The organism is Salinimicrobium aquimaris (assembly GCF_035607535.1).
In the GTDB taxonomy this organism is placed as follows: domain Bacteria; phylum Bacteroidota; class Bacteroidia; order Flavobacteriales; family Flavobacteriaceae; genus Salinimicrobium.
Genome location: NZ_JAYDZX010000017.1, coordinates 246,734 through 260,961, shown reverse-complemented (window position 1 = coordinate 260,961; position 14,228 = coordinate 246,734). Strand labels below are relative to the sequence as shown.

General features: G+C 42.2%; 13 protein-coding genes. 8 read left to right on the top strand and 5 right to left on the bottom strand.

The features are described from left to right. Positions 1–39 precede the first annotated feature (39 nt). A complete protein-coding gene (gene prfA / locus VR862_RS14835) occupies positions 40–1,116 on the bottom strand; it encodes a peptide chain release factor 1 (protein WP_324721805.1) in 1,077 nt (358 codons plus the stop codon). 196 nt (positions 1,117–1,312) lie between these two features. Between prfA and VR862_RS14830 the strand changes: the two genes are divergently transcribed. Together VR862_RS14830 and VR862_RS14825 are read left to right on the top strand one after the other, a co-directional pair. Beyond that, the gene (locus VR862_RS14830) at positions 1,313–1,789 is read left to right on the top strand and encodes a peptide-methionine (S)-S-oxide reductase (RefSeq protein ID WP_324721803.1); all 477 of its coding nucleotides are present in this window, start codon (positions 1,313–1,315) and stop codon (positions 1,787–1,789) included. A 104-nt stretch (positions 1,790–1,893) separates the two neighbouring features. Then, positions 1,894–2,265 (top strand): GxxExxY protein, encoded by a 372-nt coding sequence (locus VR862_RS14825; RefSeq protein WP_324721802.1) that lies wholly within the window; start codon positions 1,894–1,896, stop codon positions 2,263–2,265. Between the two features lie 80 nt (positions 2,266–2,345). Here VR862_RS14825 and VR862_RS14820 read toward each other — a convergent pair whose 3' ends face one another. The 3 genes from VR862_RS14820 to VR862_RS14810 form a co-directional block, all read right to left on the bottom strand. Continuing rightward, on the bottom strand, positions 2,346–3,527 hold the full coding sequence (locus VR862_RS14820) for an AIR synthase related protein (protein WP_324721801.1): 1,182 nt from the start codon (positions 3,525–3,527) through the stop codon (positions 2,346–2,348). 117 nt (positions 3,528–3,644) lie between these two features. Then, positions 3,645–5,831: a glutamine synthetase III family protein gene (locus tag VR862_RS14815; RefSeq protein ID WP_324721800.1), complete on the bottom strand. Its 2,187-nt coding sequence runs from the start codon at positions 5,829–5,831 to the stop codon at positions 3,645–3,647. Between the two features lie 111 nt (positions 5,832–5,942). Continuing rightward, a complete protein-coding gene (locus VR862_RS14810) occupies positions 5,943–6,890 on the bottom strand; it encodes a calcium/sodium antiporter (protein ID WP_324721799.1) in 948 nt (315 codons plus the stop codon). A 163-nt stretch (positions 6,891–7,053) separates the two neighbouring features. Here VR862_RS14810 and VR862_RS14805 point away from each other — a divergent pair, with 163 nt between their 5' ends. The 3 genes from VR862_RS14805 to VR862_RS14795 all read left to right on the top strand — a co-directional run bounded on the left by VR862_RS14805 (position 7,054) and on the right by VR862_RS14795 (position 9,803). Next, complete coding sequence (locus tag VR862_RS14805; RefSeq protein WP_324721798.1) at positions 7,054–7,413, top strand: BlaI/MecI/CopY family transcriptional regulator; 360 nt, start codon at positions 7,054–7,056, stop codon at positions 7,411–7,413. Further along, positions 7,410–9,545 (top strand): M56 family metallopeptidase, encoded by a 2,136-nt coding sequence (locus VR862_RS14800; RefSeq protein WP_324721797.1) that lies wholly within the window; start codon positions 7,410–7,412, stop codon positions 9,543–9,545. The genes VR862_RS14805 and VR862_RS14800 overlap by 4 nt, the downstream gene beginning before the upstream one ends. 108 nt (positions 9,546–9,653) lie before the next feature. Next, the gene (locus tag VR862_RS14795) at positions 9,654–9,803 is read left to right on the top strand and encodes an SsrA-binding protein (RefSeq protein WP_324721795.1); all 150 of its coding nucleotides are present in this window, start codon (positions 9,654–9,656) and stop codon (positions 9,801–9,803) included. A gap of 80 nt (positions 9,804–9,883) precedes the next feature. Here the strand turns inward: VR862_RS14795 and VR862_RS14790 are convergent, their stop codons facing one another. Next, on the bottom strand, positions 9,884–10,399 hold the full coding sequence (locus VR862_RS14790) for an adenine phosphoribosyltransferase (RefSeq protein ID WP_324721794.1): 516 nt from the start codon (positions 10,397–10,399) through the stop codon (positions 9,884–9,886). A gap of 157 nt (positions 10,400–10,556) precedes the next feature. Here VR862_RS14790 and VR862_RS14785 point away from each other — a divergent pair, with 157 nt between their 5' ends. From VR862_RS14785 to VR862_RS14775, 3 genes are all read left to right on the top strand, one after another. Continuing rightward, positions 10,557–11,042, top strand: a complete 486-nt coding sequence (locus tag VR862_RS14785) for a YciE/YciF ferroxidase family protein (protein ID WP_324721793.1) — start codon at positions 10,557–10,559, stop codon at positions 11,040–11,042. A gap of 217 nt (positions 11,043–11,259) precedes the next feature. Further along, entirely contained in the window at positions 11,260–11,736 is a 477-nt protein-coding gene (locus tag VR862_RS14780; protein WP_324721792.1) for a ferritin family protein, read from the top strand. Positions 11,737–11,861: 125 nt separating this feature from the next. Further along, entirely contained in the window at positions 11,862–14,225 is a 2,364-nt protein-coding gene (locus VR862_RS14775; protein ID WP_324721791.1) for a S9 family peptidase, read from the top strand. Positions 14,226–14,228: the final 3 nt, after the last annotated feature.

Genomic DNA, 14,228 nt, shown 5'->3' with positions numbered 1-14,228 from the left:
AAAAGCTGCCGGAGTGCGGCAGCTTTGGTGATTTTATCTTTAGAAAACGTCGGAGTTCTCTTTCAGTTTTTCGGTGTTTTCAACTAATTGTAATTCGTCTATGATCTTTTGAATATCTCCATTGATGATATTTCCAAGGTCGTAAAGCGTTAAACCAATTCTGTGATCCGTTACGCGGCCCTGCGCATAGTTATAGGTTCGGATCTTTGCACTTCGGTCGCCGCTGGAAACCATCGAGTTCCTCTTCGCGGCATCCTCTTCCATTTTCTTGGCCAGTTCCTGCTCATAAAGCCTGGACCTCAACACCCGAAAAGCCTTTTCTTTGTTCTTATGCTGGGACTTTTGATCCTGACATTGCGCCACCAAGCCTGTTGGAATGTGTGTCAAACGTACTGCCGAGTAAGTCGTGTTTACCGACTGTCCACCCGGTCCTGACGAACAGAAATAGTCAATTCGCACATCTTTTGGATCGATCTCCACGTCAAACTCTTCAGCTTCGGGCAGCACCATTACAGTAGCGGCCGAGGTATGTACCCGCCCCTGAGTTTCAGTTTGAGGTACGCGTTGAACCCTGTGTACTCCGGCCTCAAATTTCAAAGTTCCGTAGACATCTTCACCTGTAACGTCAAAAATGATCTCTTTGAATCCGCCGCTGGTTCCTTCGCTAAAGTCGACGATCTGGTGTTTCCAGCCTCTGCTTTCAATGTATTTGGTGTACATGCGGTAAAGATCACCGGCAAAAATACTCGCCTCATCCCCACCGGTACCGGCACGAATTTCCATCACCACGTTCTTGGCATCTTCAGGATCTTTAGGAACGAGCATCATTCTTATCTTCTCCTCCATTCCGGGAAGCTGCTCCTTGGCTTCTTCCAGCTGCATCTTCGCCATATCGGTCATCTCGGGATCACTACCATCGGCAATGATCTCTTCGGCCTCTTTTTTATTTTCAAGCAGGCTCATATATTCTGAACGCGCTTCCATTAACTTTTTCAGCTCCTTGTATTCCTTGTTCAGCTCTATATAACGCTTTTGATCGGCAATCACGTCGGGCTGAATGATAAGATCATTCACCTCGTCAAAACGCTGCTTCACAATATTTAATTTCTCGATCATAACATCTCCTTAAAGTGGCAAATTTACGATAAATCCATTGGATTCTTATAAAGGATTTTATTGATCCCTAAACTTTGTGCTATTGCTTTGACCTTATTTTGTTTTGTGTGAAATTTCATAGAATTTATCACACGAAGAGCACGAAGTTCCAGAGAAGGACACAAAGAAAAAAAGCATTTTGTATATTCTATTTTAGATGAAAGAATTAGAAAAAATAGGGTTAGGCGGTGGGTGCCACTGGTGTACTGAAGCTGTTTTCCAGGCAGTGGAGGGTGTGGTGAAGGTAGAGCAGGGATATATCGCTTCTGCGCCGCCCGCTGAAGCTTTTTCGGAAGCTGTCATTGTTCATTACCTCACGAAAAGGGTGAAATTGAAGCGGCTTTTGGAGATACATCTTCACACCCATAATTCCACCTCCAATCATTCCTTCCGGAAGAAATATCGAAGTGCTGTTTATTATTTTTCTTTGGAAGAGGAAAAAGCAGCAAGAGAAATCCTGGAAGTTCTTCAGAAGCAATTTGAGGAACAACTGGTGACAAAGGTGTTGCCCTTCCGGAAGTTTAATGCTTCCAGAGACTCTATTCAGAATTACTACAGGAAAAATCCCGATGCGCCGTTTTGTAGAAGGTTTATTGAACCTAAACTGGAGATTTTAAAGAGGAAATACTCCTAAATGTTTCCCGCAGATTTCGCGAGATTACCATATATTTTCACACGAAGGGCACAAAGATTAATAAGAAGAACACGAAGAAGAACAGTAAAATAATACTTTAAAGAATGCAGGAACAGGATTTATCATATAAGATAATAGGTATAGCGCTTGACCTTCATAGAAATCTCGGACCGGGATTATTGGAGTCTTCTTACGAAAATGCATTGGCGTATGACCTCCGGAATTCAGGTTTAGAAGTTAAACAACAACATCCAATGCCTTTCTTTTACAAGGAGGTAAAAATGGATGTGGGATACAGAATTGATCTACTCGTTGAAAACAAGATCATAATTGAAGTAAAATCTTTAGAAAACTTAGCGCCTGTTCATTTTGCGCAACTATTAACATATTTGAAGCTTTCAAATTTAAAAGTAGGCCTCTTAATAAACTTCAACACAAAGATGCTCAAAGACGGTATTCACCGAATAGTCAATTGAAGTATAGGATTCATTTTTCTTTCAATATCTCAGTGTGCTTAATTTAAACTTATTTTGCTTCGTGTGAAAAAATGAGTGGTTCAATTATACTTAAACTCCCCAAACTCACTCCTAATCGTCAATTTCTTTTCTTCGGAAGCCTCTACTCTACCCACAATTTTAGCATCGACATTAAAAGATTTTGAGATAGAAATAATATCATCTGCAATGGCTTCATCAACATAAAGCTCCATTCTATGACCCATGTTGAACACCTGGTACATCTCCTTCCAATCGGTTTTGCTTTCCTGCTGAATGAGTTTAAATAGTGGCGGCACTTCAAAAAGATTGTCTTTGATCACATGCACCTTGTCTACAAAATGAAGCACTTTGGTCTGTGCGCCCCCGCTGCAATGAACCATTCCAAAAATGTCATTTTTGGAATACTTCTCCAGGATCTTCTTTATCACCGGTGCATAGGTACGGGTTGGGGATAGCACCAGTTTTCCCGCATCCAGCGGACTGTTCTCTACTGTTGAAGTGAGGTTTTTAGAACCGCTGTATACCAGATCTTCAGGTACAGCAGGATCGAAACTCTCCGGATATTTTTCGGCTAAAGTCTTTCCGAAGACATCATGTCGCGCAGAGGTGAGACCGTTGCTGCCCATGCCGCCGTTGTATTCCTTTTCGTAGGTAGCCTGTCCAAAAGAGGCCAATCCAACGATCACATTTCCGGGTTTGATATTAGCATTGTCAATGACTTCACTGCGTTTCATCCTTGCCGTGACCGTGGAATCAACAATGATGGTACGCACAAGGTCACCCACATCGGCCGTTTCGCCACCGGTGGAATGGATATTTATTCCGAAGCCTTTAAGATCCTCGAGCAGTTCTTCTGTACCATTAATAATTGCAGATATGACTTCTCCCGGCACCAGGTTCTTGTTACGACCAATGGTGGAAGAAAGCATGATATTATCAACCGCACCAACGCACAAAAGATCATCGATGTTCATAATAAGTGCATCCTGCGCAATTCCTTTCCACACGCCGAGATCCCCGGTTTCTTTCCAGTACATATAGGCCAGGGACGATTTCGTTCCGGCGCCATCGGCATGCATGATGAGACAGTAATCTTCATCACCAGTGAGGTGATCGGGCACAATTTTACAGAAGGCTTTTGGGAATAATCCTTTATCCACATTCTTTATGGCGTTATGAACATCCTCCTTTCCGGCAGAAACTCCGCGGCCGGCATATCTTTTACTTGTTTCCTGGCTCATGCTGATTCATTTGCTGGTCAAAGATAATTAGATTAGATTTTTTGACCTTCGGTTTATAGAAATATAAAAGCCACCCCCAGAAAAGAGGTGGCTCTAAAATGTCATTTCTGACAGGTATTATCTTGTAAACAATAATTCACGGTACTTGGTCAATGGCCAGATCTCATCATCGATCAACAGCTCCAGCTTATCGCAGTGGTACCGGATTGTTTCAAAGAATGGCTTCACTTCATTACAATATGCAAAAGCTTTTTCTTCGGCCTCTTCGATCTTATTTGCTTTTTTACGCGCTTCGATCATTTCTGTGATTCCGGAATTGATTTTCTCGATGTGCCTTGAAACTTCCTTAATGATCTCCAGTTGCTCTTTAGAGTGAGTTTCATAATCGGCTTCAAAGATCTCCTTAAGTCCGCGAACGTTCTTGATAAGGATATTCTGGTAACGAATAGCGGTAGGGATCACGTGGTTACGTGCGATATCGCCTAGAATACGACTTTCGATCTGAACTCTCATGATGTACTCTTCCAGCTCGATCTCATGACGCGCCTCGATCTCCACCTCATTCATTACGCCCAGCTCCCTGTACATTTCAATGGTCTCTTTTTTCACAAGAGCTTTAAGAGCTTCGGGAGTATTCCGATTGTTGCTCAGGCCACGTTTTGCAGCTTCTTTTTCCCATTCTTCGGAATATCCGTCTCCTTCAAAACGAATATTTTTGGATTCCTTGATGTATTCTCTTAACACATTGAAAATAGCATCATCCTTCTTCATTTTTTTGCCTTTGATGAGGCTGTCCACTTCCTTCTTGAAATCTATCAGCTGCTTTGCAACAATAGAGTTCAATGCAGTCATTGGTTCGGCACAGTTTGCTGTAGATCCAACCGCACGGAATTCAAATTTATTTCCGGTGAAGGCGAAAGATGAAGTTCTGTTCCTGTCTGTGTTGTCCAGAAGGATCTCTGGGATCTTACCTACAACATTTAGTTTTAGCTCTGTTTTCTCCTGCGGAGAAAGTTTCCCGTCGGTTACTTTTTCGAGCTCGTCAAGAACTTCGGTTAACTGGGAACCAATAAAAGTGGAAATAATAGCCGGAGGCGCTTCATTGGCTCCCAGCCTAAAATCGTTTGAAGCGCTGGCAATTGTCGCTCTTAACAGCTCTTCATTATCATGTACTGCTTTGATCGTATTGATGAAAAATGTCAAAAACTGCAGGTTTTTCATCGGTGTTGATCCGGGACCCAGAAGGTTTACACCGGTATCTGTACTCAAGGACCAGTTGTTGTGTTTTCCACTTCCGTTAATACCCGCAAAAGGTTTTTCATGGAAAAGGACTACAAAGCTGTGACGATCGGCTACTCTTTGCATAATGTCCATAAGCAGCGAGTTGTGATCTACCGCCAGGTTAGCCTCCTCAAAAATAGGGGCAAGCTCAAACTGGTTTGGCGCTACCTCATTGTGTCTTGTCTTCACCGGAATCCCAAGAAGCATACATTCCTTCTCAAGATCTCTCATGTAAGCAAGAACACGGGAGGGAATTGAACCGAAATAGTGATCATCCAGCTGCTGACCTTTAGCCGGGGAATGCCCTAACAGCGTTCTTCCGGCAAGGGTAAGATCGGGTCTTGACGCCGCCAAAGCCGAATCGATCAGGAAATATTCCTGTTCCCAGCCCAGCGTAGCCTGAACCTTATTGACATTTTTATCAAAATACTTGGCAACATCTGTCGCTGCACTGTCTACGGCCTGCAGAGCTCTTAACAGCGGAGTCTTATAATCGAGTGCATCGCCTGTATAGGAAACAAAAACACTGGGGATACAAAGGGTAGTTCCATAGATAAAAGCAGGAGAAGTTGGATCCCAGGCTGTATAACCACGGGCTTCAAAAGTGTTTCTTATTCCCCCGTGAGGAAAACTCGAGGCATCGGGCTCCTGCTGTACAAGCTGCCCACCTCCAAATTTTTCAATTGCAAGTCCGTCACCAATGGTTTCAAAAAAAGCATCGTGCTTTTCGGCCGTACTTCCTGTGAGAGGCTGGAACCAGTGGGTATAGTGAGTAGCACCTTTAGAAATGGCCCACTCTTTCATTCCGGTAGAGATGTGATCGGCGATGGTGCGATCGATCTTTTTTCCGGTGGCATTGGCTTCCAGTACACTTTGATAAGCTTCCTTTGTGAGGAATTGCCGCATGACACTTTCGGTAAAGACATTGCGGCCGAACAATTCTGAACGCCGTTCCTTCTCTTCAATTTCGATAGGTTTGCGGTTTAAGGTCTCCTTAAGTGCCTGGAATCTTAATGTTGCCATTTCTGAAATATGTTTTATAGGTTACGGCAACAAATATATTTAATTTTTAAACACACCCCCTTAAATTTTGGGGGATGTTTATAAAAATTTTATGTTTTGTTATGACTACCCCTAATTTATAAAGGCCAAACTAACAAATACAGCATAACCTGCGAAGAGTAAAAAACCTTTCCAGCGGCTCATGGAATATCGCTGCGGAAGAAATGCCAATGGGATAAGTATGAAAGCAATTCCAATCATCCAGAAAATATCACTGGTGAGAATAGCTTCAGATTTTACAGCAATAGGTTGAATAATAGCTGTAATTCCTAATACTGAAGCAATATTGAAAATGTTGGAACCTATTAGATTTCCGAGGGAAATAGCTTTTTCCTGCTTCATTGCTGCGATAACTGAAGCTGCCAGTTCTGGTACACTTGTACCCACTGCGATCATAGTGACAGAGATCACCCTTTCACTCACTCCCAAAGCCGAAGCCAGGTCAACAGCTCCCGAAACCAGTAATTCTGATCCAAAATAGAGGGCCGCTCCTCCAATGATTAACCAAAGAATAGTTTTAAATCCAGATGCCACCTTTAGATCGGGGTCTACCTCATCGGGTTGTAATTCAGGTTTTCTACGGGCACGGCGAATAAGGAGAACCAGGTAAAGAACAATAGCACATACAAGAACGATCCCCTCAAGGCGGGAAAGTACATATTCTGAAGAGAGAAAATAGAAGAGCGCCAGGGAAAACAACATCATGATTGGCCAGTTGAACCTGTAGAATTCCCGGTCGATCGTTAAAGGAGAGATCATAGCCGTAATTCCCAGAACGAGACCGATGTTTGCTATGTTGGAGCCTATGACATTACCCAAGGAGATATCTGAAAATCCTTCCAGGGCCGCTTGTAAACTCACCAGTAATTCGGGTGCAGAAGTAGCAAAAGAAACCACCGTAAGTCCGATCACCATCCGTGAAAGTTTCAGTTTTAAAGAAATAGCTACAGATGATCTTACAAGGAACTCTCCTCCTATTACCAGCAAAATAAAACCAAGGATGATATAGACTACGCTCATTCAGAATTTTTTTTGCGAAGATAGAAGATTCTGAAAGAATGGGGAATGCGCGGCCACTGAACATAGATAAGCTATCACCTGAAAAATAATAACTACAAAAATAGTTATTGAACGATTTTTTTAGTTATGTTTGCTGTAGGATGTTATAAATTAATAAACCGAAATGGAAAAACTCACCAATAAAGAAGAAGAGATCATGAGGATCCTGTGGCAGCTAAAAGCAGCATTTGTCAAAGAGGTCATTGCAGAGATCCCCGACGCCGGGCTTCATTATAATACCGTTTCCACCATCATAAGGAACCTGGAAGAAAAAGGCTATGTGGGACACAAAGCCTATGGAAAGACTCACCAGTACCACCCGCTTGTTAGCAAAGAGGAGTACAGGAAGCAATTCATGAATATGGCGACCAAAAAGTTCTTTGACAGCTCCTACAAAAGTGTGGTTTCCTTCTTTGCCCGTGAGGAAAAGATAAGTGCAGCAGAACTCCGGGAGATCCTGGACATCATCGAAAAGAAAAAATGATGCAGGATCTAATTATTTACCTTCTCAAAAGCTCAGGTTTACTAAGTCTTTTTTTCCTTGGATATTTTTTCCTTCTGAAAAATGACACGACTTTCAAGGCCAACCGTTTCTTTTTGCTGGCAGGTATTTTCACATCTTTGCTCCTGCCCTTCTTTGAGATCACGCAGACAGTGGAAGTTCAAACCACCGCTGTACCATTGCTCCCCGAAAATTTTTCGGCAGAAATAAATCCTGAAACTATTAATCAGCCCCAACCAACCGACTGGTGGTTGGTCGCAGGAGTCATATATCTTCTGGGGTTGGGTTTTTTCCTTTTGAAATTCATTCTGGAACTTTTTTCCTTGCTCCGCCTTATGGTTACCCACAAAACCAGCAGGAAAGAGAATTTTTATATCATAGACAAAGAAGGCGTTACCCAACCATTTTCCTTCTTTAACTATATAGTTCTTGATACCAACCAGCATTCTGCCTTAGAACAGGAATTGATCCTGAAGCACGAGATGTCTCATGCCCGCCAATGGCATTCCCTGGATCAAATCATTAGCAGTCTATGTGTTTACATGCTTTGGTTCAATCCCTTTTCATGGCTTTACAGAAAAAGCCTGGTTCAAAACCTGGAGTTTCTTGCAGATAAGGACGTAATAGCTGCTAAGGTGTCAAAAAAGGAATATCAGAAGACTCTTCTAAAAATATCTGTCGGCGGTTTTCAACCGGCACTATCCAATCAATTTTACCAATCCCTTATTAAAAAACGTATTATGATGATCAACAAAAATTCATCCCAAAAATCTCATTTTTGGAAGACCAGTTTGCTACTGCCTTTTCTTGCATTCTTCGTTTTCAGTTTTAACATAAAGACCGAAGCAAAGGAAGTTACGGCAGAGCAGGAACAACAAGTTACCACAAATGAACTCACAGTTTATATCACCAAAGAGACCGACAAAAGAGCACTGAGGGCCTATAAACGCCTTTTCAGGGCAGAAGGCGTGGAACTCACTTTTAAAAATCTGGGATATTCCGAAGGACTCCTTATTAATATCGAAGTCAGCTTTAAAAAAGAATCCAGTGGTGCAACAGGAAGTCTTTCCCTAAGCAACCCCGATGGAATTTCCCCATTGATGATCCAAACAAACGGAAAAGAGGTAACAATGACACCACAGACTGCTACTCCCAAGAGATCTAATAGCGATAATGCACTTTCAGGTATAGGCAAGACCCCACTTTACATACTTTCCGGTAAAGAGTACAGCAGCGCTGAACTCATCAACAAACATCTCGAGGTCAAGGGAGATTGGCAGGTGCTTCAACCAGGAGAAGCCAGAAAGAAATATGGTACCAAAGCTAAAGATGGTGCTATAATTATTCCTCATGATAATATAGTGGAAGATTTTAAAGCAGCTTTAAAGGATATAGATCTTTCCCAGATGCCAATGAAGAAGATCTTTATTCACGTACGAAAAGACCAACCTCCGGTTTTAATGGGATTGGACTCGAAAATTATGGTACATGGGTCTTCAAAGCCAACTGCTTTTGAACAACAGGAGATAAGCTTTCACAAAAAACCAGAAGATATTATTGCAGTTCAGAATGACAAGGGAAAGCTTCAGATAAATGTGTCTCAGGAAAAAAAACCTCTGGTGGTCATTAATGGAAAGATCCAGGAAAAAGATTTCGATGTCTCGGAAATTGACCCCTCAACTATTGAAAATATATTGGTGCTCAAGAATAAAAACGCGATAGACAAATATTCAGAGAAAGGTAAGAATGGTGTGATCGAGATCGCCTTGTTACCTGAAAATGAAACAAAAGCAATAAAGTCTTCTTCGGAAGAACCTGAAACCAAAGAAACTGAGGAAGAAAATAAATCCTTTTCTTTTTCAACTTCGGTGGTGACCCATAAGAACTACGATGAGAAGAAGACTTTAAATGTACGGGATGTGGGAAGTGCAGATCCAGATGCTGCAAAACCTCTTTATGTTGTAGATGGCAAAATAATGCCTGAAGATTTTGAGCCGGATTCGATTAATAGGGAAAATATTCAATCTGTCACCGTGCTTAAAGGTGAAAACGCTTCTGAAAAGTATGGCGAAAAAGCTTCAAAAGGGGTTATAGAGATCATCACCAGGAAATAACAGTTGAGTTAGCTTTTAAAGCCTTTCAAAAATGCCATTTTTGGAAGGCTTTTTTTATAGGACCAGCAATCATTGGAAGTTTTCTATCTTTATAGGAAACCAACTAATATGAAAAAAACTTTTTTCAAAACCCTATCAAAGCTCAATAAAAAAGTGCTTCCAAGCTATTCAAAGAGACAACTGGATCTGGCCAAAGCTACCAAACTACAAAAGGCGATCCTGGGCTGGAAGATCTGGGTAACTAAGAATTCACTTTAAACGATTAAGGTTAAAGGTCTAATGATTAATGATTAATGTTCAGCAATAACGTATTATGACTCCCAACTCTGAACTCTCAACTAGTAACTAATAAGCGACACCACGTTATAAGCACTTATCTTCTCTTTTCCTTTCAGGAACTCAAGGTCCATGATAAAGTTGACCTGCACGATCTCCCCTCCCATTTTTTCCACCAGTTTACAAGCAGCGGCCGCCGTACCTCCCGTAGCCAGAACGTCGTCATGCACCAGTACTTTTTCTCCTTTTTTGATGGCATCACAGTGCACCTCGAGAACATCTTCTCCGTACTCAAGTGAGTAGCTTTCCCTGTAGGTCTTGTAAGGAAGTTTCCCCGGTTTACGAATAGGTACGAATCCGGCATTTAGTTCCTGTGCAAGAAGAGTCGCAAAAAAGAATCCCCGGGATTCGATTCCCACTACCTTTTGAATATTCTCACCTTTCAAAAAAGTCAAGAAGGACTCAAGGGTTTTGCGGGTGGCTTCGGGATCTTCGAGTAGCGGGGTGATATCTTTATATATAATTCCCTCTTTGGGGAAATCCTTTACGTCTCGTATGAAGTTGTCAATTTTAAACATGAAGAAGAATTTACCAGCGAAGGTACTAAGAAATCAGGAGCCAAAAAGGCCATTTCCTCTACTCATTTAGCAAAAAATCAACAAAGATTTATTACTCATTTAACTGGCACCTGGGACGTCAAGTTCTATTTTAGAGAGAATTTTAAAAGCTAGAAAAATGAAAAATTTAAAAGATCTGTTTGAACATCAATTAAAGGATTTGTACAGTGCCGAAAACCAGTTGGTAAAAGCCCTTCCTAAAATGCAGAAAAATGCTAATGACGATAAATTAAAAGAGGCATTTGAGAAGCACCTTAAAGAAACTGAAGGTCATGTAAAGCGTCTTGAGGAGATCTGTGAAAAACTGGGAATTAAACCGGGAGGTGAAAAGTGCAAGGCAATGGAAGGCTTGGTAAAAGAAGCCGAATCTTTTCTCGAAGAAGACGCTGAAGAGGATGTGCGGGATGCCGGATTGATCGCCGAAGCTCAAAGAGTGGAGCATTATGAGATATCAGGTTATGGTACTGCAGTTCGCTACGCCAAAGAACTTGGACATGATGACATCGCAGCCAAGTTACAACAAACACTTGACGAAGAATACAAAGCCGACAATTTACTGACAGATATGGCCGAAGACCGACTCAATCGCGAAGCTAAATCCTGATAAAGATCAATATTTTACAATGGAACCACCTGCATTTCACAGGTGGTTTTGTTTTTTCAGCAGGAAAAATGACACAAAAAAATTCATTTTAAGAAGCTTTTTGTCATCTTCTTCTTGAACTCCCAAAAATGAGTTAAGTCCTAAATTTTACGAAAACGTTTGCGGGATATTTATTAAATTGAAATAACAGGAAAGCATTGATTTAAGCACTTCAAAAATGGTCAATAACGAGATAAGAGAAATGACTTTGCGACAGCTTCTGGAAGACAATTTTATAAGCTCCAGACGATTCCGCAAACTAATGGAAACCCTCCAGGATGTTTCCCTAAAGTATTACTTTCAAAATCTCGCTTCACGAAGATCTCAGTTCGCCATGGAAATAAGTGATGAAATTTCCTTCTACGGCGGGAAAAGACCATATTTCCCTTCCTCTTATTATGAGCGAAACCGGGACGGAAATAGTGAAGAAGATAAAAGAAAATGTATTAAAAAGGCATTGAAAATTAATAAAACAAGCTTACAAAAATACCAGGAATCGCTTTGCCGAATCCATGACGGCTCGTGCCGCGAAGTCTTACTTAGGCACAAGGCCTATGTTGAAAACTGTATCTTTGAACTTAAAGCCCTTAAGAGTCTGCTAAAGTACAGTTCTTCAAGAGATGGACAATTTGACGAGATTCGCAGTCATTCCTGACAACTGACCTATTTTACAAATCTGCCATATCAAAAGCACCTTTAGCCAAGCCCGGGGTGCTTTTGCTTTTTCTGCCTTTTTCACAAGGAATTTCTATCTTGGCCTTTCAATTACACACACAGTTTATGAACAAAAAAATTTTCCTCTGCGTTCTGGCCTTTTTGAGCCTGCAATTTACCTATGCCCAAACTTCAGATCTTACTGTAGAAAAAATCATGCAGGATCCCTCCTGGATGGGAACATTCCCCTCAAATATTTCCTGGGGGCCCCACAGTGAATTTATTTACTTCAGCTATAATCCTGAAAAAAATCCTTCAGACTCATTATACCGGGTGAGCGTAAAGAACCTGCAGAAGATCGAGAAGGTCTCCTGGCAGGATGAACATAAAATGATCCCTCGCTACGGAGATTATAATAATGCGCGGAACAAAAAAATCTATACCCGAAATGGGGATCTTTATTTGTACGACCTAAAAAAGAAACAGGAACGAAAGCTGCTTCAATTGACAGGAAGTATTGCAGATCCCCAATTCTTGGCCAATGAGAATAAGCTGAGCTTTGTCCTGGAAAATAATGCCTTTCTATACGATCTGGAAACAGGAGTGATCACCAGGTTGACAAACATCCAGACCGGCTCTAAAAAAGAGGAAGGAGAAAAAGAACTCACTGCACAAGACAAATGGTTGCAGGAAGAGAACTTGCAGCTTCTGGAAGAAGTAAGAAAAAGGGACGAGAACAGAGAGGCGAGCAAAGCTTACCGCGAGATGACTGAGCAGCCCGAGCCTTTTACTTTCTACCTGGGAAAAAAACGCCTTCGAAACCTGCAGGTAGCTCCAACAGGCGACTATGCTACCTTTCAGTTGATCACTCCGGCGAATGCAAAAGACACAGATGTACCCGACTTTACAGATAAATCGGGTTACACGGTAGATCTTCCTGCCCGCAGTAAGGTTGGAAGTGAGCAAACGAAAATGGAAGCCATGGTGTACAATCTGAAGCAGGATACGGTTTATCAGGTGAAAACCGAAGATCTCCCCGGCATTAAAGATCTTCCCGATTACGTAAAAGATTATCCCGACAAAGAATGGAAAGAAGAAGCCAGGGAAGTATATGTAAATGGCCCGATATTTTCCCATGACGGGAAAAAGGCGGTAGTCGTAGTGCGTTCGGCAGACAATAAAGACCGGTGGATCGCCTCCCTTGACCTCAACACCGGAAGCTTAAAGTCTCTTGACAGGCAACGGGATGAAGCCTGGATCGCCGGCCCGGGAATTGGGTACAACTGGAGTACGGGAGATATGGGATGGCTGCACGACAACAAGACCGTCTATTTCCAAAGCGAAGAGAGCGGTTATTCCCACCTCTATCTTCTTGACGTCACTTCCGGAAAGAAGACACAGCTAACAAGCGGAAATTATGAGGTTTTTGACCCGCAACTTTCCAGGGACGGAAAAACTTTCTTTTTAACTACTTCTGAAATCGACGCCGGGGAAAGACATTTCTACCAGATGCCCGTACGTGGTGGAAAAATGAAGCAGCTGACTAGTCTCACAGGAAACAATGAGGTAAATCTTTCTCCGGACGAAAAGTATATGGCGATAAGATATTCTTATTCCAACAAACCCTGGGAGCTTTACCTGAAGAAAACAGCTGCAAATGCAGAAGAAAAGCAGATCACTTCTGGACAATCTCCCGAATTTAAAAATTACAACTGGAGGGAACCTCAGCAAATCCATTTTGCTGCCCAAGATGGCGCCAAGGTACCGGCCCGGTTGTATAAACCCACTGCCGAGGCTAAGAATGGAGCCGCTGTGGTATTTGTACATGGGGCAGGATATTTACAGAATGCCCATAGCTGGTGGTCGAGTTACTTCAGGGAATACATGTTCCATAATTTACTCACAGACCTCGGGTACACCGTTTTAGACATTGATTACCGCGGCAGTGCAGGCTATGGACGCGACTGGAGAACAGGCATCTATCGGCACATGGGAGGTAAAGACCTGAGCGACCAGGTCGATGGGGTAAAATACCTTATTGATGAACATGGAATAGATCCTGAAAAAATAGGGATCTATGGAGGTAGCTATGGCGGCTTTATTACCTTAATGGCCATGTTTACAGAACCTGATGTTTTTGAGTCGGGTGCTGCCTTGAGGTCGGTAACAGACTGGGCTCATTACAATCACGGTTACACCTCGAATATCCTCAATGAACCTGTTAACGATCCCATAGCTTACAGGCGTTCCTCCCCTATCTATTTTGCTGAAGGCCTGGAAGGCAACCTGCTGATTGCCCATGGGATGATAGATGTTAACGTGCAATTCCAGGATGTGGTAAGGCTGGCACAGAGGCTAATAGAACTGGAAAAGGACAACTGGGAAATGGCGGTATATCCCGTAGAAGACCACGGCTTTACAGAGCCTAGCAGCTGGACCGATGAATATAAGAGGATCCTGAAGTTGTTCAATGAAACACTGCTCGACTAGACC